At 47.1% G+C, this 20884-nt stretch carries 23 protein-coding genes; 14 read left to right on the top strand and 9 right to left on the bottom strand.

Annotated features, from left to right (window positions below):
* Window position 1 precedes the first annotated feature (1 nt).
* The 4 genes from KNO95_RS12685 to KNO95_RS12670 all read right to left on the bottom strand — a co-directional run bounded on the left by KNO95_RS12685 (window position 2) and on the right by KNO95_RS12670 (window position 2940).
* Entirely contained in the window at window positions 2-1408 is a 1407-nt protein-coding gene (locus KNO95_RS12685; protein WP_214704046.1) for a GH1 family beta-glucosidase, read from the bottom strand.
* 15 nt (window positions 1409-1423) lie between these two features.
* The gene (locus KNO95_RS12680; RefSeq protein ID WP_015880671.1) at window positions 1424-1732 is read right to left on the bottom strand and encodes a PTS sugar transporter subunit IIB; all 309 of its coding nucleotides are present in this window, start codon (window positions 1730-1732) and stop codon (window positions 1424-1426) included.
* Window positions 1729-2076, bottom strand: a complete 348-nt coding sequence (locus tag KNO95_RS12675; protein WP_214704045.1) for a PTS lactose/cellobiose transporter subunit IIA — start codon at window positions 2074-2076, stop codon at window positions 1729-1731. Before KNO95_RS12675 ends, KNO95_RS12680 begins: the two co-directional genes overlap by 4 nt.
* 153 nt (window positions 2077-2229) lie before the next feature.
* Window positions 2230-2940 (bottom strand): GntR family transcriptional regulator, encoded by a 711-nt coding sequence (locus tag KNO95_RS12670; protein WP_015880673.1) that lies wholly within the window; start codon window positions 2938-2940, stop codon window positions 2230-2232.
* Window positions 2941-3145: 205 nt separating this feature from the next.
* On the opposite strand from KNO95_RS12670, the gene KNO95_RS12665 reads away from it, so the two are divergent.
* Genes KNO95_RS12665 through KNO95_RS12640 form a run of 6 tightly spaced genes read left to right on the top strand, consistent with a single transcriptional unit; the run spans window position 3146 to window position 5863 of the window.
* Window positions 3146-3580 carry a hypothetical protein gene (locus tag KNO95_RS12665; RefSeq protein ID WP_214704043.1) on the top strand — a complete coding sequence of 145 codons (435 nt, stop codon included), beginning with the start codon at window positions 3146-3148 and terminating at the stop codon, window positions 3578-3580.
* A complete protein-coding gene (locus KNO95_RS12660) occupies window positions 3577-4005 on the top strand; it encodes a hypothetical protein (protein WP_214704041.1) in 429 nt (142 codons plus the stop codon). The genes KNO95_RS12665 and KNO95_RS12660 overlap by 4 nt, the downstream gene beginning before the upstream one ends.
* Window positions 4006-4455 (top strand): hypothetical protein, encoded by a 450-nt coding sequence (locus KNO95_RS12655; RefSeq protein ID WP_214704036.1) that lies wholly within the window; start codon window positions 4006-4008, stop codon window positions 4453-4455.
* Entirely contained in the window at window positions 4439-4909 is a 471-nt protein-coding gene (locus tag KNO95_RS12650; RefSeq protein ID WP_214879165.1) for a hypothetical protein, read from the top strand. The genes KNO95_RS12655 and KNO95_RS12650 overlap by 17 nt, the downstream gene beginning before the upstream one ends.
* Window positions 4888-5406 carry a hypothetical protein gene (locus tag KNO95_RS12645; protein ID WP_026824371.1) on the top strand — a complete coding sequence of 173 codons (519 nt, stop codon included), beginning with the start codon at window positions 4888-4890 and terminating at the stop codon, window positions 5404-5406. The genes KNO95_RS12650 and KNO95_RS12645 overlap by 22 nt, the downstream gene beginning before the upstream one ends.
* Complete coding sequence (locus KNO95_RS12640; RefSeq protein WP_026824370.1) at window positions 5393-5863, top strand: hypothetical protein; 471 nt, start codon at window positions 5393-5395, stop codon at window positions 5861-5863. The genes KNO95_RS12645 and KNO95_RS12640 overlap by 14 nt, the downstream gene beginning before the upstream one ends.
* 14 nt (window positions 5864-5877) lie before the next feature.
* Here KNO95_RS12640 and KNO95_RS12635 read toward each other — a convergent pair whose 3' ends face one another.
* Window positions 5878-6213, bottom strand: coding sequence for a hypothetical protein (locus tag KNO95_RS12635; protein ID WP_214704033.1), 336 nt, complete (start codon window positions 6211-6213; stop codon window positions 5878-5880).
* Window positions 6214-6625: 412 nt separating this feature from the next.
* Between KNO95_RS12635 and glmS the strand changes: the two genes are divergently transcribed.
* The 6 genes from glmS to KNO95_RS12605 all read left to right on the top strand — a co-directional run bounded on the left by glmS (window position 6626) and on the right by KNO95_RS12605 (window position 14073).
* Window positions 6626-8422, top strand: coding sequence for a glutamine--fructose-6-phosphate transaminase (isomerizing) (glmS, locus tag KNO95_RS12630; protein ID WP_214704032.1), 1797 nt, complete (start codon window positions 6626-6628; stop codon window positions 8420-8422).
* A gap of 144 nt (window positions 8423-8566) precedes the next feature.
* Entirely contained in the window at window positions 8567-8836 is a 270-nt protein-coding gene (locus KNO95_RS12625) for a PTS sugar transporter subunit IIB (protein WP_214704028.1), read from the top strand.
* Window positions 8826-10856: a BglG family transcription antiterminator gene (locus KNO95_RS12620; RefSeq protein ID WP_214704026.1), complete on the top strand. Its 2031-nt coding sequence runs from the start codon at window positions 8826-8828 to the stop codon at window positions 10854-10856. Before KNO95_RS12625 ends, KNO95_RS12620 begins: the two co-directional genes overlap by 11 nt.
* 167 nt (window positions 10857-11023) lie before the next feature.
* Window positions 11024-12445 (top strand): PTS mannitol transporter subunit IIBC, encoded by a 1422-nt coding sequence (locus KNO95_RS12615; RefSeq protein WP_214704023.1) that lies wholly within the window; start codon window positions 11024-11026, stop codon window positions 12443-12445.
* Window positions 12446-12492: 47 nt separating this feature from the next.
* The gene (locus KNO95_RS12610) at window positions 12493-12924 is read left to right on the top strand and encodes a PTS mannitol transporter subunit IIA (RefSeq protein ID WP_214879163.1); all 432 of its coding nucleotides are present in this window, start codon (window positions 12493-12495) and stop codon (window positions 12922-12924) included.
* Window positions 12925-14073, top strand: a complete 1149-nt coding sequence (locus tag KNO95_RS12605; protein WP_026824363.1) for a mannitol-1-phosphate 5-dehydrogenase — start codon at window positions 12925-12927, stop codon at window positions 14071-14073. It abuts the gene before it with no gap.
* Between the two features lie 37 nt (window positions 14074-14110).
* Here the strand turns inward: KNO95_RS12605 and KNO95_RS12600 are convergent, their stop codons facing one another.
* Window positions 14111-16459, bottom strand: coding sequence for a bifunctional diguanylate cyclase/phosphodiesterase (locus KNO95_RS12600; RefSeq protein WP_214879161.1), 2349 nt, complete (start codon window positions 16457-16459; stop codon window positions 14111-14113).
* Window positions 16460-16584: 125 nt separating this feature from the next.
* On the opposite strand from KNO95_RS12600, the gene KNO95_RS12595 reads away from it, so the two are divergent.
* Window positions 16585-17412 (top strand): type II CAAX endopeptidase family protein, encoded by an 828-nt coding sequence (locus tag KNO95_RS12595; RefSeq protein WP_051545912.1) that lies wholly within the window; start codon window positions 16585-16587, stop codon window positions 17410-17412.
* A gap of 28 nt (window positions 17413-17440) precedes the next feature.
* Complete coding sequence (locus KNO95_RS12590) at window positions 17441-17962, top strand: GNAT family N-acetyltransferase (protein WP_034770643.1); 522 nt, start codon at window positions 17441-17443, stop codon at window positions 17960-17962.
* A gap of 21 nt (window positions 17963-17983) precedes the next feature.
* Here the strand turns inward: KNO95_RS12590 and KNO95_RS12585 are convergent, their stop codons facing one another.
* The 3 genes from KNO95_RS12585 to KNO95_RS12575 form a co-directional block, all read right to left on the bottom strand.
* A complete protein-coding gene (locus KNO95_RS12585) occupies window positions 17984-19489 on the bottom strand; it encodes an N-acetylmuramoyl-L-alanine amidase family protein (protein ID WP_026824360.1) in 1506 nt (501 codons plus the stop codon).
* A gap of 173 nt (window positions 19490-19662) precedes the next feature.
* A complete protein-coding gene (locus tag KNO95_RS12580; RefSeq protein WP_214704010.1) occupies window positions 19663-19914 on the bottom strand; it encodes a hypothetical protein in 252 nt (83 codons plus the stop codon).
* Between the two features lie 66 nt (window positions 19915-19980).
* Window positions 19981-20658, bottom strand: a complete 678-nt coding sequence (locus KNO95_RS12575; protein ID WP_214879159.1) for a hypothetical protein — start codon at window positions 20656-20658, stop codon at window positions 19981-19983.
* Window positions 20659-20884: the final 226 nt, after the last annotated feature.

Raw genomic sequence — 20884 nt, 5'->3', positions numbered from 1 at the left:
CTTATAGGTCTTCAGCGCGCGTGGCGATGATCTCTTTATACCAGTGGAACGACTGTTTCTTCTTCCGTGCGAGACCGTTGTTGTGGTCGACGTAGATGAAGCCGTATTGTTTCTTATAACCGTTCAACCAACTGAGCAGGTCGATTGCAGACCAAGCATAGTAACCGGCAACGTTAATGCCTTGTTGAACAGCGTGTTTGACTGCACGAAGGTGTCCTTCGATAAATTCGATTCGTGGCGTGTCCATGATCTCACCATCGACGATCGGGTCGACATCACCGAGACCGTTCTCTGTGATGTAGATCTTGACGTCGCCGTAACGATCTTTCAACATGTGCATTCCAGCGAGGAACGCTTCCGGTGAGATTTCCCAATCCCATTTCGTGTACACTTTGTCGTCCATCTTGACCGTCTTGTAGACGCCATCGAATGACGGATTACCCGGGCGACCTGTCGAGTTCTCACGTCCACCAGCCATGACGAGCGCCGAGTCATTTTTCATGACGCGCTGCGGGCTGTAGTAGTTGAGACCGATAAAGTCGTTCATCGGAGCGGTCCGTTTCAAGACGTCGAGTTCTTCCTCCGTCATGTCAGGGAGAAGACCTTGTTCGCTTAAACCGTTCACGACGTACTCTGGGTATTCACCTTTTAAGATTGGGTCATAGAACCAATGTGTCGCGTAAGCATTCGCATGCATTTCGGCAAATTTGTTCTCTTCTGCGTCATCGATACTGAACGCCGGGTTGAACACGTGTGTGATCCCGATTTCGCCAGTGTGACCGCTTTGTTTGAAGAGCTCGACGGCACGGGCGTGGGCGACGAAGACGTTATGCGTCGTTTGGAAATATCCTTTGACATCGCCTTCGATACCTGGTGGGTGTGCGCCTGTTAAGTATCCAAGTGAGCAGAAGATGACCGCTTCGTTGAACGTGATCCAGTGATTGACACGGTCACCGAACGATTGGAAGCAAGTATCCGCGAACCGGACGAATGCGTCAACTGTCTCTTTGTTCTTCCAGCCGCCTTTTTCTTCAAGTGCTTGTGGAAGGTCCCAATGGTAGAGCGTGACGAATGGGACGATGTCATGTTTCAAACACTCGTCAATCAAGTTGTTGTAGAACTCGAGTCCTTTTTCGTTCACTTCACCCGTACCGTTCGGGAAGACACGTGGCCATGAGATCGAGAAGCGATACGATTCGAGTCCCATCTCCGCCATGAGCGCGATGTCTTCTTTATAACGATGGTAATGGTCGACTGCGACGTCGCCGTTTGTGTTTTCAAATGTCTTACCAGGAATTTTCGAGAAGACGTCCCAGTTCGAGAGGCCTTTCCCGTCCTCGTTCCATGCGCCTTCGACCTGATAAGAGGCCGAAGCAGCGCCGAACAAGAAATCTATAGGCATTTTCAAAGTCATCACCTCGGTTTATTTATTTACAAGTTTTAATGAGTGGTCTAATACTTTTGCGCCGTTCATCATGCCGTAGTCGACTGTGTTGATGACGTCGATTGGAACACCTTTTGGTTCGCAGATTTGCTTCCCTTTTGAAAGAAGATACTTCACTTGTGGTCCAAGAAGCGCGACGTCGATGTTGTCGACGTAAGTTTCCATCTCTGATTCTGGGTAAGCAGCGATTTCAGCTTCGATGCCACGTTCAGAGGCAACCGCTTTCATTTTTTCTACTAACATACTTGTTGACATACCTGCCGCACAGAAGAGTCCGATTTTAATCATTTTTGATCCATTCCTTTCAATTCGTTGATTTCGTTTTGCATATTCATCATATATCCAAGCATTTCTTTGACGAGAATCGTGTTCATCAAGTGATCTTGCGCGTGCACCATGAGGACACCGACCGATGCCGATTTACCTTGTGCTTCGAGCGTGACGAATTTCGTTTGAATCGCATGTGCTTCTTTTAATGTCGCGTCACCAGCAACGACTGCTGCCTCTGCTTCTTCTTTTTTTCCTTCTTGCATGAGGAGCATCGCTTGATGATAGCTCGCTTTGGCGTCACCCGAGAGGGCGATGAGACCGAAAATATCTTCCGGTGAGATGTCAATTGTTTCCGAAACCATAATATCTCTCCTTTTGTATGGATAACTTAAATTCATAGGTACAAATATTTTCTACAAGATGATAGTAGCACGAAAGCGTTTTCGTGTAAACCCTTTCTTTTCAGAAAAATGCATAAAAAAACACGCGCGAGAAAAAGCATCTCTCGGGCGCGTTTAGGACTTGATGTTCGAGACTTTTAGCATTTTGACATGTTTAAAATGGTGGATGGAACGAGAAACGTCGAAGATTTGTCCGTTCGTCAAATAGACGGTATTATCGACGATCAAGGCCGGGTCGTTCTCGTTCAGGTCAAGCAGGTCGGCAGATTCTGAATCTAAAAAATCTGCATAAATGACACGGTCGGCAAATCCGATGGCGAGTTTTTGATCGCTTCGTAAATACGTATAAATCGACTTTTGGACGATATTCTCATCCAAGTAGATGACGAGCTCTTTTCGGAAGTATGAATCCTCTACCGAGAACGGGTGGTCATCAACGAGACGTAGGCGCTTCACGAAGTAGACAGGTGTGCCGATTGGGCACTTCATACGTTCGGCGACTTCATCGTTCGCCACTGTCTGTTCGAAGTGTAAGACGCGTGTCTCGACTTTTCGACCGCTGAAGTCACTTGTGAGACCTTGGAGCTTTTCTAAATTGATGTAATCGCTATTGTAATGGTCACGGACGAAGACGCCGCTCCCTTGAACTTGATAGACGTATCCTTTGTTGACGAGGATCTCGATTGCTTTTCGGACCGTGTTGCGGCTGACGCCATATTTATTGGCATACTCATCCTCGGTCAATAATTTATTCGTATGTTGGTAGACGTGATTGACGATGTCCGCTTCAATCTGACTTGCAACTTGCTTGTACTTCGGAGACATACAGTTCTACACCTTTCAAAAAAATTTGTGGGAATGAATTTGGTAACAGTATAGCAGATAACCTTTGTAAGCGGATACGTTTCGTTCGTCAATTGTTGAAAAAAGTCGAACGATTCAATGCTAGAATATTCGGAAAATGTGAAACAATAGTAAGAAATTATACGTATAAGGGAGATAGATGCTTTATAGAAAGGGTGTTTGTTAAGTGAACAATCAAAATCGCTTCGTACAAGAGGATACATGGTGGAAGTCACCACTTCGAATAAAATATACCTCGTTTGCGTTCATACTCATGGCGCTTGCTGTGTCGTACTTCGAAGGTAATGTAGGGCTGACAGTTCCACTCATTGTTGGTGGAATCGCAATGATTGGGCTAGACGTTAGCAAGTATCAGAAACAACGTACGCATGTAAGCGAAAAAATCAAAGTGAAATCTCTTAAATGGGAGCTCATATATGATTTAGTGGATTCTGCAATTCTTATTGTAATAACCGTGACGCTCCTTTTTATGAAACTTGACACTTTGACAATTTTTGTTGTTCTCACCTTGTGGATGGTGTTCGGTCAAACTTTCCAAAGACAATTTGGAGAGCGCATGCCTTCGGTGGATCAATCCGCGAAACAACGGTTAAAGAGATGAATGAACGCATAACGAAAGAAAAAGCATGGAAACGTTTATTCGACCAATGGATATTCGGCTTGTTTGGCACATTTGTAGTACTGATGTTACCAATCAGTTTATTGACCGATGAGCTCACATGGGGCGCGCTGTATATCGCCTGTACACTCATTCCGCTGAACATCTTATATGTGAAGCGTTATCGAATGCGCCTGAGGTTTCAACTAGAATTGAAAGGATTGTATCGTCGTCAACTCGTTCGGGACGGGATCAACAGTGTTGCCTGTTTTCTCGCATTGAATCATCAATTATTGTTCACCTCAAACATGGCATATGTGGGCGTCACGGTTTTCATCGGCGGCGCGATGCTATGGACATGGAACGTGAAGATACAAACGGAACGAGAAGATACGGAGTATATGCATGTGGACAAGGAGGCGATATAGGTGGCGCAAGACGTAAAGTGGATGCAACGGATGCGACATTATGCCGTACCTGTCTTAATTCTGTATGTCACGGCCGTCATTGTCGCTCTCTTATTAGAGAAAATGTTGCTCATCCCCATCATGGCGTCGGTCTCCGTGATTATCGTCGTGATGGGCTATAAAGAAATGCGAATCATGTGGCGAATGACAAAACATCCGAAGGCGCATCGAATCCTCATTTTTCAATACGTGTTCGAATGGGTGGATGCCGTTTTGTTGACGGCACTCATGGTGACGCTGCTGACAGCGGAAGATTTTGGTCTCATGATTGGCCTCTTTTTTGGGATATGGGGAGTATTAAGTCCGATTCGGCAGAAGTGGTTCACAAAGCAACTTAAACAAATCGATCCGGAATTACCGACGTATGAGGAAGTGATTGAAGGGAGGGTCTCGCATGAATCGTCAAGTTGAACTTACAGTAGCGCATGCCAAACAATTTGATCGGTTCTTTGGCTGGCCGGTACTCGTCATATTCCTAATCTCGTTCATCGTGATGTTACGGACACAGGCGACATGGGTCATCCCCGTCATGTTGATCGTATCCATGGGGCTTGCTTATAAAGGATTCATGGAATATCGAGTCATTCGCCATTTTGCCGAACATCAAAACGTCGTACGGGTGTTACGATATCGACTCGTTGATTGTTGGATTAGTGACGTCTCTTTATTTGTGCTGTTCATCCCGATGTATGTAAACGAAGATGCCTTCATCCTGACCGGTGGGATCGTCGCCCTTTGGGGGTTGACGAAATCGTATCGAGAGAAGAAGTGGGAAGAGCGAATCCATGCGCATCAGTCAGGATTACCAACGTATGAAGCGATACTAGAAAGCGAGGGAGCCATATGGAACCATCACCAAAAGTAAAAGCGCAAATCGACACGATTCTAAAAGTAGACCGTTTGACTAAATGGGGTGTCGGCATCATCGGGATCGGACTCGTCGTCAGTTTTTTGATTTATGCCTCGTATTGGACACTCTCAGATGGCATCGTTACAGGGACATTATATGCGGTGCTCGCTGCAATCTTATCGGGTATTTTTATTCAATATCGGATGTGGCTACGTTTCGTGACGAATCAAACAGCGCGTAACCTCTTATCATTCAAAATGATGGCACACACGCTCGCTTTGACGGGTGTTGGGATTTACGGACTCTTTTACTTCACGAGCGAAACGACAGGCTCACAATCGTTCCGTGTGTTTCTCCTTTCTCAGCTTACGTTTTTCGGGATTGAATATTTGGCGAAGCGCTTTGACCGCGTCATTCAGTCTTATGATGAGAACTATTTGACGGATCAAGACTTAAGAGAGATTCGTGACGTCCGCGAATACGAGAAGGAGCAACGTCGTGAACAAACGTGATCAGATGAGAGAGTTGACGGCATTTGATGAATCGGGGAAATGGACTGTGAGTATGATGAGCGGTGCTCTCGCACTCATGCTTTTCTTCGCTGTGGAGAAGGGCTGGATTTCGTTAGCGGGTGTATTGTTGATTTCGGAAATCGCAGCGTTACCTGCATGGAAAAGCGCGTGGGACCGAGAATCGATTAAGAAGCGTTATTTGAAGTCGAGAGAGGCGAAACGACTCGCGCATTGGAACTCAGTCACCGGTTTGATTGGGTATCCGTTTGTCATTGTCTTTTTATATTTCACAGTTTCAGGGCAGATTTCGACGCTTGCTTTCTTTGTAACGATTGCAGTGCTCATCCCGAGTTCTATGATGTTGCATCGATTGTATGAATGTCATATGGTTCGGCTTGATGAGAACTATGTCACGGAACGAGAGTTAAAGGAAGAACAGAAATGGGGGAGCGCGTGAGCGTCTCTCCCATTTTATTTGAATAGACGAGCAATGAACGTTGCACATGCAACAAAGGGAAGGACGAGAAGGAGCCCGAGCCATTGATCTCGCCAAACGACAAACCAAAAAGCAGCTTGCAGACATAGGATGCCGACTGCGGCAAACATCACGAATAAAAGTGCTTTCTTGCGGGTGGAGCGGTCATCCCACCATTCCTTGAAATAAGGGAAACTGCAGAGAAAAGCCATAGCCATAAAGAAAATCGCAGGAAACAACATGACATCCCCTAACGTGCTATTCCCTTCAAATTCGAGCCACCTGGATAAGACGGATAACAGTATGCCGATCAATAGGAAGATTCCACCCATGTGTTTCCCCTCATTTCTGTTCTCGTTACTTGTATCATGCCCGTTCTCTCCCTACTCGAAAACCTGATACATTGATGGCTTTTTAGTGAAAGTGGTGACTTTTACATGAACGGTAAAAAAGTATTTAGCGACTACTTTAACAATTTCTCTATCCAAGACGCCGTGTACTCGATAGCATGAAAGCGTATCTGGAGAAACGGCTAGATATGAAGTGAAAGCGCCAGAACTCTGCGGAGTTGACGAGGACGAAGGTGATCGAGATTTCGGCGGATGCCTTCCAGTCGCGTGTCACGACTGAGAGAGTCTTGATAAAACGTTCGGGTGACTGGGCGGACAAAACGAGACTTGATGACATCACTCAAAAAAGCCCGTTTCCTTTTTCGAGAAATCGAAGAATAGAGGAGATTTGTTTATGTGTGGAATCGTAGGGATGATCGGACAAGTTGGAACGAAAGAGATTTTATTGAAAGGGCTCGAAAAGCTCGAGTATCGCGGCTACGACTCGGCAGGGATTGCCTTAGTCGGCGAGGACGTTCGTACGTTCAAAGAAGTGGGGCGAATCCAAGCACTCCGTGACATCGTACCGGCTGACGCTGAAGGGACGATTGGAATTGGTCATACGCGTTGGGCGACACACGGGGTACCGAGCGTGCCAAACGCCCACCCGCACCAAAGTACGACAGGACGCTTCACGCTTGTGCATAACGGCGTGATCGAGAACGACGAGCAATTGAAAGCCACACTCGACGTCCCGTTCCTTTCAGAGACGGACACGGAAGTCATCGTCTTACTCATGGAGAAACACTTCGTCGAGCTCGGCGACGTCGAGTCGGCGTTCCGCAAGACGCTTTCGGACCTCCACGGCTCGTATGCGATCTCGATGATCGACTCAGAGGACCAGAATCGCCTCTATATCGGGAAGAACAAGTCACCGCTCCTCGTCGGACTCGGTGACGGTACGTTCAACGTCGTCGCATCGGACGCGATGGCGATGCTCCAGGTGACAGACCAGTACCTCGAGCTCCACGACGGTGAGATCGTCATCCTCACACGTGAGTCGGCGACGATCAAGACACTCGACGGCGAAGTGCTCGAACGTGCGCCATACACGGCCGAGATCGATGCGTCAGACATCGAGAAGGGCACGTACGCGCACTACATGTTGAAGGAGATGGACGAGCAACCGGCCGTCATCCGCAACATCATCCAGCATTACCAGAACGAGAACGGCGAGATCGAACTCACGGAAGGCGTGCGTGAACTCGTGTCAGAAGCGGACCGGATCTATATCGTCGCATGTGGGACGAGCTATAACGCGGGACTCGTCGGAAAAGACATTTTAGAACGCATCGCCGGCATTCCGACAGAAGTGCACGTTTCTTCTGAATTCGGCTACAACATGCCGCTCTTAAGTGAACGTCCGTTGTTCGTCTTCTTATCACAATCCGGTGAGACGGCGGACAGCCGTGCCGTCCTCGTCGAAGTGAAGAAACGCGGATACAAAGCGCTCACTATGACGAATGTACCGGGATCGACGCTCTCACGCGAAGCGAACGAGACGATGCTCCTCCATGCAGGACCAGAGATTGCGGTCGCATCGACGAAAGCATACACGGCGCAGATCGCCGTCCTCGCGATTCTTGCATACGACATCGCCCGTGCGACAGGGAAAGAACTACCGTTCGACCTCATGCCGGAACTCGCCCGTGTCGCGACCATTATGGACTCGATCATGGCGCAAAAAGAGTTGTTCGAGGACCTTGCGGAGCGTTACTTGAAAACGACACCGAACACGTTCTTCATCGGTCGTGGGCTTGACGCGTCCGTCTGTCTCGAAGGGGCGCTCAAAGTAAAAGAGATTTCGTATATCCAAGCGGAAGGGTACCCAGGCGGGGAACTGAAGCACGGATCGATCGCCTTGATTGAAGACGGGACACCGGTCATCGCGCTCATCTCACAACCGAAGACGAACTTGAACATTCGCGGGAATGTCAAAGAAGTCGTCGCCCGTGGCGCGAATACCTGTATCATTTCGATGCAAGGCGTCGAACATGAGAATGATGACTTCATCTTGCCGCACGTCGAGCCACTCTTGGCACCGCTCATCAACGTCTTACCGGTTCAGTTGATGGCATATTATGCGGCGCTCGCCCGTGGTTGTGACGTCGATAAGCCACGTAACTTGGCGAAGTCGGTGACGGTGGAATAAACTGGTTATAGCGTAAGGCACCTTTCCTTGTGAGAGGTGCTTTTTACTCCTTGCCGATATCTTTGCCAACAAGCAAAATAGTAGGAGAAGTAAGCGGTTCCAACTTATGATTAGATAAAGATATGCGACGAAAGAAGGGCTGACATGAACGTATACATTGCTTGCCATAGTGGGTTTGTAACGAGTGCGATGGCAGCGAAGTTATTCGCACAGGCGAGCGAGGGACGCTTGCCTTGTACGATTACGCACGGAACGATTCAAAACATCCCGAACGAGGTGGATTTGATTCTCTATCAGGAAGGGGCGACCTCGGTCTCCCATCCGACAGCACGTGTCCGGTCAGTCCGACAACTCCTGTCGCTCGAGGAATACCGACTACTTGTCGAAGAATGGATGGATGAGCATGAAACATGAGTGGAGCGCACGAGAACGCTCGATCTTGTTACACTTATTGGCAACTGAGACATCGACACCGCTCGCCGAAATCGCGCAGGCGGTGAATTTGTCTGAGCGCACGGTTCAACGAGAACGACAATTACTTGAAGGCATCTTAAAAGAGTTCGAACTCGAACTCGCTTGGCAACGTGGTCATGGACTGAGCCTGGTCGGCAAGCCAGCTGCGAAACAACAGTTACGAGAAGACCTGATCTTATCTGCAGAAGCGATTCCGACGAGCGAGGACCGCTTATTTGAACTGGCTTGGCGTCTCTTGTTTGAGAACGATACACTCAAATTACAGGCAGTCGCCAAGCAGATGCACGTCTCGCCGAGTACGTTGACGCAAGACTTGGAGAAATTGGATCGATGGTTCGAAGAGTACCATTTAGAAGTTGAACGGAAAAAAGGAGTCGGGGCTAGAGTGCTCGGCTATGAGTCAGAGAAGCGTAAGCTACTCATCAACGCTCTGCTTGCCCATTGGGACACGCTCGCATTTTACCGCTTCGTCCGCGGAGAAGACGACTACATTCCTGCTTTTTTGAAGACCGTTCCATGTGAGGAGATTCTTGAAGGTCTTCGGGACGGCTATGATTATTTAAAGTCTCGCGCGTTTGAGCGAATGGATGACCGTACCATCATGCGGGTCACGTTCGCTTACGGCGTGCAACAGGAACGGTTAGCTTCTGGATTCTTTTTAGAGATGTATACGAAAGGACGGTCCGAGGACTATCTGAAAGTCGCCACCGATATGGAAGAGGCACTCGGGATCACCTACTCGATGGCGGAACGCGTCTGGTTCGCGGAAGAGGCGAACCGTCTGCGCTCAATTAAAGATCAAATGAAAGAAGACGAAGAAGAGCGGTGGATCATGCAGATTCGGGTGCATAAACTGATTCACCACGTCTCACTCATTTACGGGTTCACGTTTACGGATGACGTGGCTCTCGAACGAGGACTGCTCGCGCATATCTTGTCGAGTATGAATACGCAAGCGCTACCGGAGACGGGGACGGTCAAGCCTCATATCGACCGCGACTATCCGGGACTCCGTTCGGCCATTCAACAGGGTGCCGACATCGTCTTTGGGACAAATACGTTCTCCGAGGAAGAGACGGTATTTTGGGCGATGCACTTCGCGGCAGCACTCGTCAAACCGGTGCGGCGTCGTGAGTATCGGGCACTCGTCGTCTGCTCGGCCGGACTCGGTTCGTCGAAGATGCTCGTCAACCGCGTGCGTCAAGAGTTTCCAGAGATGCAAGACGTCGTCAACTCGTCTCTTTTCGGATTAGAGCAGCACCGACTTGAGGAATATGATGTCATCTTGTCGACGGTGCCATTACCACCACTCTCGGTACCTACATTAATCGTCAATCCGTTGTTGACGAGTGAAGAAGTACAGCGCGTCCGTCATCTCTTGTTGTCGTTACCGCAATCATTCCAAACGGTTACTTCAAAGCCGAGATCGACGATGCTCGATTTTGCCGAACTTGGCGAACTTTTAGAGACGTTCGAGCGGATGGATGATCAGTTTGATTTGGTCACACTCAACAATACGGACCGTTTAGAGGACATCTTGGTCGATATCGGAACACATCTTGAGGAACGGGATCTTGTCCAAAGCGGAATTCAGCTCTCTGCCCAACTGCTTCGTCGTCATGAGGTCGCGGGCCTTGGGGTGCCGGGTACGAAACTGGCGTTATTCCACGGACGACATGCCTCGATTGAGAAGGCGAGTGTGTTTGCGTTTGATTTAACGACCTCGATTCCGCTCCTTATGATGGATCAGTCGACCGAACCGGTGACACGTCTTCTTGTCTTGCTTGCACCGGAAGAAGCACGTGACGTCGAGCTTCACTTCCTAAGTGCGATCAGCGGGTCGCTCATTGAGAGTGAGGAGCATATGCGGCTATACAGCACGGGGACAAAAGAGGACCTCCGTTTGCTCCTGCACGAATGCATGAAGAAAATGATTCATGAGACATTGTACGAAAAATGACCGAACCATGGTCATTTTTTTGTTTGGCACAAAATGTTGCCAAAGTGTGAACTGGATTGAATTGAGAAAGCGCTTACTCCAGGCATACAATACAGGTGTAGAGCACAAACCGGTTAGCTACACTACACATTCAACCTTTCACATTTAAACGACTGGAGGTTTTATACATGGCGAATACGCAAGCAAGCTCGGGCGGGGTCCGAGTCAAAGTACAACGGTTCGGTAGTTTCCTCAGTGGGATGGTCATGCCGAACATTGGCGCCTTCATTGCCTGGGGGATTATCACAGCACTCTTCATTCCAACAGGATGGTGGCCAAACGAAAACTTAGCAGAACTCGTTGGTCCAACGATCACGTATCTCTTACCATTACTCATCGGTTTCACAGGTGGTAAATTACTTCACGATGTCCGAGGTGGTGTCGTCGGGGCACTCGCCACGATGGGGGTCATCGTCGGTACCGACATTCCGATGTTCCTCGGTGCGATGATCATGGGTCCACTCGGTGGTTATGTCATCCGCCAAGTCGACCGTGCCCTTGAAGGCAAAGTTAAAGCAGGATTTGAAATGCTCGTCAACAACTTCTCAGTTGGAATCATCGGTGGACTCCTCATGCTTGGAGGATTTGAAATCTTCGGTCCGATTATGAGCGCCCTTGATAAAGTGATGGCGGCAGGTGTTGACTGGATCGTCGGCGCGAAATTGCTTCCGGTTGCGAGTCTGTTCATCGAACCAGCAAAAGTGCTCTTCTTGAACAACGCCATCAACCACGGAATCTTGAGCCCGCTCGGTGTCGATCAAGTCGCAGACGCTGGAAAATCAGTTCTCTTCTTACTTGAAGCTAACCCAGGACCGGGTCTTGGATTACTTCTCGCCTATATGTTCTTCGCCAAAGGTGCAGCGAAACGTACGGCACCGGGGGCAGCCATCATTCACTTCCTTGGTGGGATTCACGAGATTTACTTCCCATACGTATTGATGAAGCCGGTTTTGATCCTTGCGATGATCGCAGGGGGCGCAACAGGAATCTTCACGTTCGTACTCTTTGATGTCGGTCTCGTCGCACCGGCTTCACCAGGTAGTATCTTCGCGATTCTTGCGATGGCGTCACGCGGTTCGTACGTCGGACTCGTGGCAGGGATTCTCTTATCGGCAGCGGTCACATTCGCTGTGGCGAGCGTCATCTTGAAATCGAGCGCAGCAGAGGAAGTATCACTCGAAGAAGCGACACAAAACGTGAGTGCGATGAAAGGCAAGCAATCTTACGCATCTGCTCTCGTGACAGATCGTCTTGATAAAGTCGACCATATCATCTTCGCTTGTGACGCTGGGATGGGATCAAGTGCGATGGGGGCCTCGGTTCTCCGGAACAAGGTGAACAAAGCGAACTTGCCGATCAAAGTGACGAACACATCGATCAGCAACTTGCCGAAAGATGCCCAGTTCGTCATCACACACGAAGATTTGACGGAGCGTGCGGAAGCGCAAGCACCGAATGCGATTCATCGTTCGGTCACGAACTTCTTGAACGCCGATTACTACGACCAATTGGTAGAAGAAATTAAAGCGGAACGCAGCAAAATTTCTTGAACTCAGAACAGATAGAGATACGGTTTAGCCATTAGGAGGAAATCAAAATGCCATTCATTCAAACAGAGATGATTCGACTTAACCAAACATTCGCAACGACAGAGGAAGCGGTCACAGCAGCCGGAGCCATCCTACAAGACGCCGGCTGTGTGACGCCGGAGTATGTAGAAGCGATGCATGAACGTCAAGCGATCGCGAGCGTCTATATCGGAAATCACGTCGCCATTCCACACGGTACAGAAGCAGCGAAATCAGCGGTTCAGAAGACGGGAATTTCGTTCCTGCAAGTGCCGGACGGTGTCGACTTTGGTGGTCAAACGGCCAAACTCGTCATCGGGATTGCAGGCGTGAATGATGAACATTTAGAGCTCCTTTCGCAAATCGCGATTCTCTGCTCGGACGAAAGCAATGTGGAGCGCCTTGTTCAGGCAAAAACAAAAGAAGAAATCTTGGCTCTCTTTATGGAAGAGGTGGCGTAAATGAAAGCTGTTCATTTTGGAGCAGGGAATATCGGACGAGGTTTTATCGGATTGTTGCTCAATCAAAGTGGTTACGACGTAACGTTTGTCGACATTAATGATACGGTCATCGAAGCGCTTGAAGCAAAACGTCACTATGAGGTCGGATTCGCAGAAGATGGCGTCGAGCGTATCGTCGTCGATCGGGTTCGCGGTGTCAACAGTTTGAAAGAACCGGCTCGTGTCGCGGCTTTGATCGCAGAAGCGGATCTCGTGACGACGGCTGTCGGACCGTCACTCCTCTCAAAAGTGGCACCCTTGATCAGTGAAGGACTTCGTGCTCGTGAAGTCGAGGATGCACCGGTTTATGTCATCGCATGTGAGAACATGATTGGCGGTAGCGCCATTCTCCGTCAAGAAGTAGAGACATGTGGCGGTGTCGGGGAAGCGAATGTCTTCTTCCCGAACGCGGCTGTCGACCGCATCGTTCCCCTTCAACAACATAAGGACCCGCTTTACGTGGAAGTGGAAACATTCCATGAATGGGTCATCGAGACACAAGGGCTCAATGAAAAATTGCCAATCAACGGAGTGACATGGGTCGAGGAGATCGGACCGTATATCGAACGGAAGCTCTTCACGGTCAATACGGGACACGCCATCGCCTCTTATATCGGCTCGTTGTTCGGGAAGGCGACGATTGACGAGGCGCTACAAGATCGTCGCGTCCGTCAAGTCGTTCAAGGTGCTTTGTATGAGACAGGCTGGTTATTGCTTGAGAAATACGGGTTCGAGGCCAAAGAGCATAGCCAATATATTCAAAAGATTATCAAGCGTTTTGAAAACCCGAAATTGAAGGATGAAGTGTCACGGGTGGCCCGTTCGCCGATTCGTAAACTTGGACCGAGCGACCGCCTCGTCAAGCCAGCGCGTGAATTGATGGATAACGGCATCGAGCCGAACGAACTCGCTTACGGGATTGCGGCGGCCCTTCATTACTATAACCCGGAGGATTCGGAATCGTCTGAGCTGAATTTGTCGATCGAGGAGCACGGTATCTCCTCAACGATTGAAAAATACCTTCAACTCCATGAAGGAGATACACTGACACAATTGATTCTCGATCAATACCATTTGATTCGGGAAGAAGAAAAAGAACGCGTTTCGTAACCAAAAACTGCCCCTGTCGATTTGACAGGAGCGGTTTTTAGCGTTTTCCAAACTCAAGATATGTGGCCGTTTCTTTTACGTGAAACGGAACGTCTGTCTCAGGCAACGGACGACTGAAATAGTACCCTTGCACATAATCGCATGATTCCTTCAGTAACCATTCGAGTTGAGCGGATGTTTCAACGCCCTCCATCAAAACCTTCATTCCAAGATTATGACCGAGTTGAATCATCGAGCGCACGATAGCCTCTTGGTTCCGATCGGTAAACAGATTCACGATGAACGACCGATCAATTTTCAGCACTTGCACGGGCAGTTCTCGAAGTTGACTGAACGAGGAATGGCCAGTACCAAAATCGTCAAGTGAGATGAGAATTCCGAGTTGATGTAACTGTGTCAATTTCTCACGGGTCGAGGCCTCGTATGAGAGCATCGACGACTCTGTCACTTCCAACTCGAGAAACATCGGGTCCATCCCCGTTTCTAACAAAATAGACTGAAGTGTATCGACAAAGTCTTCACGCGCAAATTGAAGCGGTGAGACGTTGAGGGATAACGTAAATGGACGAATTCCGGTTCGTTGCCAGCGCACCCAGGTGCGACATCCTTCTCGAATCACCCAGTGACCAATCGAATGAATCAACCCCGTGTTTTCTGCAATCGGGATGAAGTCAGATGGCGCAATCGTCCCGATTTGTGGATGTTGCCATCGGAGTAACGCTTCCACACCTTCTAGTCGATTCTGTTTTAAATCGATTTTTGGTTGATAGACGAGTGTGAGTTCATCTTGATTTAATGCGGTGACAAGCGCTTTTTCAATCTCGATATTGTATAAGATTTGAGGTCGCGAGGACTCTTCAAACGACTTGATATTGTTCTCTCCATCCCGTCTTGATTCGTCAGCGGCAAGACGAGCAAATTGAATTAATTCTTCTGGAGAAGAGCTATCCTTAGGGAAATGACTGATTCCCGCACTCATCGTCAATTCAAGTGTCGTTCCATCTACGTCAAAAGTAGATGAGATCGCCTTTATACACTTTTCTGCTTTTTGATGAGCGAGTGAGCTTCGTTGCGCGAATAGCAATATGATAAATTCGGATGGCCCGATTCGCGTCAGTACATCATCCGGGTGAATCGTATGTTTCAGACGATTGGCGACTTGAAGGATTAATTCTTCAGCTCCATGATGACCGAGAATGTCACTCAAAAAACGCCAGCGGTTGACGTCGATGTATAAGCAGGAGACCGAACGCTCTTGTAAGATGCTCTCCTGAAGGAGCGAGTCGAGTTTGTAGCGATTCGGTAAATCGGTCAACGCATCATGGAACGCCATATGTTCAATCATGCGCTGTGAAGCGACCGTTTTGGTCACATCGCGTATAAACCAAAGTACTTGATTGTTCGTACCATCTTGAAGTGGGTAAGACGTCACTTCTAACGTGCGGTGATTCGTCTCAATTTGTACCGGCTGATAAAAATGTTGTTGAGCCGATAATAGAGGATGGTAATCCTGAAAAAAGGGTTCAGGGGCGCATCCTTCGAATAAGTGAGCGAACGCTTGATTTTGATAGCGGATTTCACCGTCACTCGTCGTCGTTACTACGGCATCCGTCGTCGACTCTAAAATCGTTTTTTGAAAAAGGTCACGCTTTTGAATTTGTCGGTCTAACGTATAAGCAATAAAATATGTCCCGAATAAGAGAAACACGATGCTTGTGACGAGCCACGCTAGCAAAGTGGGGTCAATCGGGATTCGACTCACAGGTGAAGCATCGGGGGTAATGATTGTTGCCCTCATCCCAGCGATATGCATACTGAAAATGGCTGTTCCCATCATGAGTGAGAACATTAGCTTCACAGGAAAGGTCGTGCGCTTTGTGGAGTATGAAGAAAAGAAACCTACCCACAGGGAGAGGTAGGAAGCGCTCCATGCAATTCCGATGGATAATAAAACCCATGAGGGGTCGAGCTCCAATTGAACACCTTGTATGGCAGCCATTCCGATGTAATGCATGCTGACAATCCCGAATCCCATCAGACCGGATGACTGCAGTAGTGTCATCCATGTCTTGTTGCGGGAAACCAAGCCGAACGACAGAATGCACCCGGCAATCGCCGGAACCATCGACCCGATAATGACCCAGGTGGAATACGTGCTATCGTGTAGAGAAGCATGCCCAAGCATGGCCACAAAATGCATGGACCAGATCCCGAGACCTAAGGTAGTGCCGCCAAATAAAAGCCAAACGCGATGGGACGAGGTAGATTCTCCTGTGACTCGTTTCGCCAATTCGAGTGCCATAAAGGCAGAAACACTGGCAATAATGAAGGCGAGAAACATCAAAAAACCATTATGACTCATTGTCTGAGTGCTGATTTGTTCCATAATATCGATACCTCGTAGGATTATTTATTGTATGTTCACTTCATTATATGCGGAACAACACAGATTACATATAAAATTATTTAAATTAAATAACGGGTATTAAGTTGCTGAAGGGGGGGCCGACTATGTATAAAAATAAATATATCAACTTTTTCTTGTTCATCGCATTCGGCTATTCATGGGTTATATGGACGACACTGTATTGGTGGACGGATTTATCGATTACGTTCATCGTCATCTTAGGAGCATTCGGGCCGAGTATTTCAGGCTTTCTCACGATGTATCGACTTCGTGGTGGGGCGGGGGTGAAGCATCTCCTTCGAAATAGTATCCAGTTCAAGATGAGTTGGAAAACGTATATGATTCCACTTTTATTAGTACCGTTTTTATTTCTCGTTGCCTATTGGTGGACGGACCGGAGCGGTGCGTTAATCGTTCGCGAACCGTGGTGGATTGTCCCTTATTTTCTATATATGTTGTTTCTAGGTGGGACACTGCAGGAAGAGTATGGATGGCGCGGCTATTTGCTTGACGCGTTGCAGTCAAGGCTGTCTCCGCTTTTGGCCAGTCTGACACTAGGAGTCATTTGGACGCTTTGGCACACCCCTCTTTTCTTCATGGCTGGAACTGGGCAGATGAACTTGTCATTTTGGGCATATGGATTAGCCGTGATCGCCTACACGATTCTCATCACGTGGGTATACAATGGTTCGTCACGCAATCTGTGGTCTGCCTTTCTTATGCATACGATGTTTAACGTTATGCTCGTCATGGTCGGGTTCGATGTGGAAGATGGCTATCCAATTGGATTTATTCATTTGACGATTACATTATGGACCGTTGTGATTTTAGTCATTTGGAAAACGTACGGAAAATTGAATTATGAACCGCTCGAAGAAATGATTCCAACTTACCCGAGTGTTACGCATCGGATTCGCGAGGGTAAAGAGTAGAACAAAAATAGAAAAGGAAGTGGACGTCTTGAAACTCCGCGCACTCGAACAATCAGACGTAAAGCCCTTGCAACGCTTATTGATGGATAGTTTGAGTGATTTGATGCGACGAGAGCGTTTTGAAGATGCCGATTTGCTTGATGAAGAAGTGGCGCGTCTGAATACGACCATTCAAGATCACTTTGATGACGATTTCGTGCAACTGTATGTTGTCGATCAAGATGGTGTGATTGTGGGCGTAGGGGCATTATTGCCACCCAACGATATCATTTCGGGACATCTCGAGGTCGAGCGCGATGCCATTGAACTAGGTAGTGTCTATATATCACCGCATATGCAGCGACTTGGCGTCGGGCAATTTTTGCTAGAAGCGATGAAACGAGAGATCCTCGCTAGAAAGCAACACGTCTTTTATTTAGATGCGGGTTTTCCGAGCGCGCAAGCGTATTGGCAAAAACGATTAGGCGCACCCTCTCTCATTCTCGAACATTATTGGGGACCGGACGCATCACACATGATTTGGCGAGTGGACATCAAAAAGAGAACTTAGCGCTCAGGCTAAGTTCTCTTTTTAGTAGTACGAACGCATAAATTGATGAATGCCGGATGCGGTCGCTTCGGCCATCCGTTGACGATACGTCGTATTCGTCAAATAAGAACGGTCGCTTGAGTTACTGATAAATCCGTATTCCACAAGGGTAGAAGGCGAAACATTTCGTCCGACCACGTAAACGTTCTGATACTTGACTCCGCGGTTTTGGATTGTGGAGATACGCGATGCAATCTCTTTGTTGATAGAGGACCCTAGGCTACGACTCGCTGAGATGTAAGGATTGGTCGTATAACTGTCTGACGTCGGTACGAGTACTTCGTGTCCGTGGGCCGTGTTGTAAACAGAAGAATTCGCATGAAGACTGACAAAGATGTCCCCTTTATAGGACTTATTTAGTGACACACGTTGCTCCAGTGAGAGATACGTATCAGTTGAACGTGTGAATTTGACGTTGTAGTCATATGTGCTCGACAAGACGCCCGCAAGGCGTTTTGCGATATCAAGTGCAATCACTTTTTCATAAACGGATCCGTAAACGGCTCCGGGGTCATTTCCACCATGTCCTGCATCGATGACAACGGTTTTTCCGGTTCCATCTGTATCGGTTGGTGTCGTGACAGTCGTCGGTTTTAGATACTCGGATGCCACATAGCCCGTTTTACCGTTATACGTCACTTTATACCACGAGTCGTATCGACTCACGTATTTGACGACCGATCCGGCAGGAATTACGGTCAAGACATCGCTCCAAGAAGCTGCGCTAAGTCGCATATTCAAATTCACTGTTGTTTCGTAATATGAAGAGGGTGTCACCGGAGTTGTTGTCGTCGTTAAATAGTCAGAGGCAACGTATCCGGTTTTGCCATTGAACGTCACTTTATACCAAGAACCATAGCGGCTGACGTATTTGACGGTTGCGCCAGATGGGATCGTGGTGACGACGTCACTCCAAGAAGCAGCGGTGAGGCGCATGTTCAAATTAGCTGTCGTTTTATAGTAGTCCGACGGCGGAATAGGAGCACTTGTAGGTGTTAAGTAGGCAGAGGCGACGTAACCGATTTTGCCATTAAACGTTACTTTATACCACGAACCGTAGCGACTGACATATTTAACGGTTGCGTCAGCCGGGATCACGGTGACGACAGCGCTCCAAGAGGCAGCGGTGAGGCGCATGTTTAATCGATCTGTCGTCTTATAATAAGAAGCAGTATTGGATACCGTCGTAACGTATTGAGAAGAAACATAACCTGTTTTGCCTCCATAACTGACTTTATACCACGAACCGTATGTACTGATGTAAGTGACACTCGAACCGGACGGGATTGTTAAAAGAACAGGACTCCACGTTGCAGCACTTAAACGAAGATTTAAGTTGGCAGTTGTGGTGTAAGTCGAGGCGGCCTCGGCGACAGTCGATTTGATTCCAGAAGAATCGAGTTGGAATGGGGCGATGACTGCCCCGGTTAGTGCAAGTGAAGAACTTAATAATAGCTTTAAGCTCCATGATGATTTTAATCCATTCAATGTTCAAACTCCTCTATTCAATAAACTAGCGACAATGACGGCATATGAGAGTACATCTGAGTTGTCTTTGTTTATTATATAAGTAAAAAGTAAAAAATGGAGAGAAATATATAATTCATTTACCTTTTTTCTTAAAATAAAAAAGACGCACGAGGCGTCTTTGAAAAATATGATTATACGATGCGTGGCATATCATCAACGAATAGCTTGACAGGTTCATCTACCTTTACAATACGTGGCATATCATCAACGAATAGCTTGACAGGTTCATCTACTTTAACAATACGAGGCATATCATCAACAAACGATTTAATAGGTGCGTCCACTTTAACGATACGAGGCATATCGTCTACTAAAGGTCTGACAGAACTTCCTAAAAGTAAAACTGCTGTAGCGATGAATAATACTCCTGTTACTTTTTTCATTAATAAAACCTCCATTTGATTGTTATTTTATGCTTTTAAAGCAGGAAATCCTAAATCGATTTGAGTTCATTCGTCAGCTTTTGATGAATCAAATAATCTGTATAACGTTTCAGATTGTTGATGAATCCTTGATTCTAAATCCCCTGTATAAGTGCCCGGGATGTCTGCAGGAAAAATTATCACCTTTTCAGACTCATTTTTTAAAGCGGACGCTAAAATCGAAACTTTTACCTGTTGACTCAATAGCGTGCTACAGAGAGAATGAGAAATTTTACTTGATTCAGTCAGTAAGTTTGGTTTCCAACAAACAGATGTTTCTGGAAGGATGTATAAAATGTGTCCTTCTTCAAGTAAGGTAATACATTGGTTTGTAACAAAATCAGGATTTTGTTCTACGTTGATATATTCATAATCAAGAACCTGTTTCTCATATATGGTCTTTGTACTTCTTTTTAAAATGGAGAGAGAAAGTTCAGGTCCTAGGATATATAGCTTTTTGAAAGAGTGGATATGTTTTAATGATCTAGCTATTAGCCTAGGTAATGATTGATAGTAATCAATTTGAAAAGCGTTTACAATGAAACCTTTAGGAGAACATAACAATTGGGTTAGATGTTCTAATCCCGAAAAATTATTATGATCTTCGGGTGTGTAGATTGTATTTACGGTTGGAACTTGCTTTGATTTGAAATAAATTTTAGGCTTAATGTAGTCTTCGGCAAGTAGGAAACTTAGTTTTCCCATTTGTCATTTTCACCCCCATATTTATGATTAAATTAAAATGAAATGTGTAATTTGGTAAAAATTATCTAGGGAATTTGCAGGTAAAGTGTTTTTAACTAGTTCAATATTATCATGTTGTCATTCATAAACGGGGATGATTCGGTTGGGAAACTTCTTGTTAAAAATGCTTTATTATGCAGATTTTTTGAGGTAGATTTCCTGAATCTGTGACAAAAAGACTAATTTT

It is taken from the genome of Exiguobacterium sp. ERU653 (genome assembly GCF_018617775.1).
Taxonomy (GTDB): Bacteria; Bacillota; Bacilli; order Exiguobacteriales; family Exiguobacteriaceae; genus Exiguobacterium; species Exiguobacterium marinum.
Note: the sequence above shows the minus strand (reverse complement) of the source record. Positions and strands in the feature narration are given on the sequence as shown.

Excerpts from the sequence above, each read along its gene's own strand:
- KNO95_RS12680 (WP_015880671.1), bottom strand. The coding sequence starts at position 1,732 with ATGATTAAAATCGGACTCTTCTGTGCGGCAGGTATGTCAACAAGTATG.
- KNO95_RS12675 (WP_214704045.1), bottom strand. The coding sequence starts at position 2,076 with ATGGTTTCGGAAACAATTGACATCTCACCGGAAGATATTTTCGGTCTC.
- KNO95_RS12670 (WP_015880673.1), bottom strand. The coding sequence starts at position 2,940 with ATGTCTCCGAAGTACAAGCAAGTTGCAAGTCAGATTGAAGCGGACATC.
- KNO95_RS12660 (WP_214704041.1), top strand. The coding sequence starts at position 3,577 with ATGAATGAACGCATAACGAAAGAAAAAGCATGGAAACGTTTATTCGAC.
- KNO95_RS12650 (WP_214879165.1), top strand. The coding sequence starts at position 4,439 with ATGAATCGTCAAGTTGAACTTACAGTAGCGCATGCCAAACAATTTGAT.
- KNO95_RS12645 (WP_026824371.1), top strand. The coding sequence starts at position 4,888 with ATGGAACCATCACCAAAAGTAAAAGCGCAAATCGACACGATTCTAAAA.
- KNO95_RS12635 (WP_214704033.1), bottom strand. The coding sequence starts at position 6,213 with ATGGGTGGAATCTTCCTATTGATCGGCATACTGTTATCCGTCTTATCC.
- glmS (WP_214704032.1), top strand. The coding sequence starts at position 6,626 with ATGTGTGGAATCGTAGGGATGATCGGACAAGTTGGAACGAAAGAGATT.
- KNO95_RS12625 (WP_214704028.1), top strand. The coding sequence starts at position 8,567 with ATGAACGTATACATTGCTTGCCATAGTGGGTTTGTAACGAGTGCGATG.
- KNO95_RS12620 (WP_214704026.1), top strand. The coding sequence starts at position 8,826 with ATGAAACATGAGTGGAGCGCACGAGAACGCTCGATCTTGTTACACTTA.
- KNO95_RS12615 (WP_214704023.1), top strand. The coding sequence starts at position 11,024 with ATGGCGAATACGCAAGCAAGCTCGGGCGGGGTCCGAGTCAAAGTACAA.
- KNO95_RS12610 (WP_214879163.1), top strand. The coding sequence starts at position 12,493 with ATGCCATTCATTCAAACAGAGATGATTCGACTTAACCAAACATTCGCA.
- KNO95_RS12605 (WP_026824363.1), top strand. The coding sequence starts at position 12,925 with ATGAAAGCTGTTCATTTTGGAGCAGGGAATATCGGACGAGGTTTTATC.
- KNO95_RS12600 (WP_214879161.1), bottom strand. The coding sequence starts at position 16,459 with ATGGAACAAATCAGCACTCAGACAATGAGTCATAATGGTTTTTTGATG.
- KNO95_RS12595 (WP_051545912.1), top strand. The coding sequence starts at position 16,585 with ATGTATAAAAATAAATATATCAACTTTTTCTTGTTCATCGCATTCGGC.
- KNO95_RS12580 (WP_214704010.1), bottom strand. The coding sequence starts at position 19,914 with ATGAAAAAAGTAACAGGAGTATTATTCATCGCTACAGCAGTTTTACTT.
- KNO95_RS12575 (WP_214879159.1), bottom strand. The coding sequence starts at position 20,658 with ATGGGAAAACTAAGTTTCCTACTTGCCGAAGACTACATTAAGCCTAAA.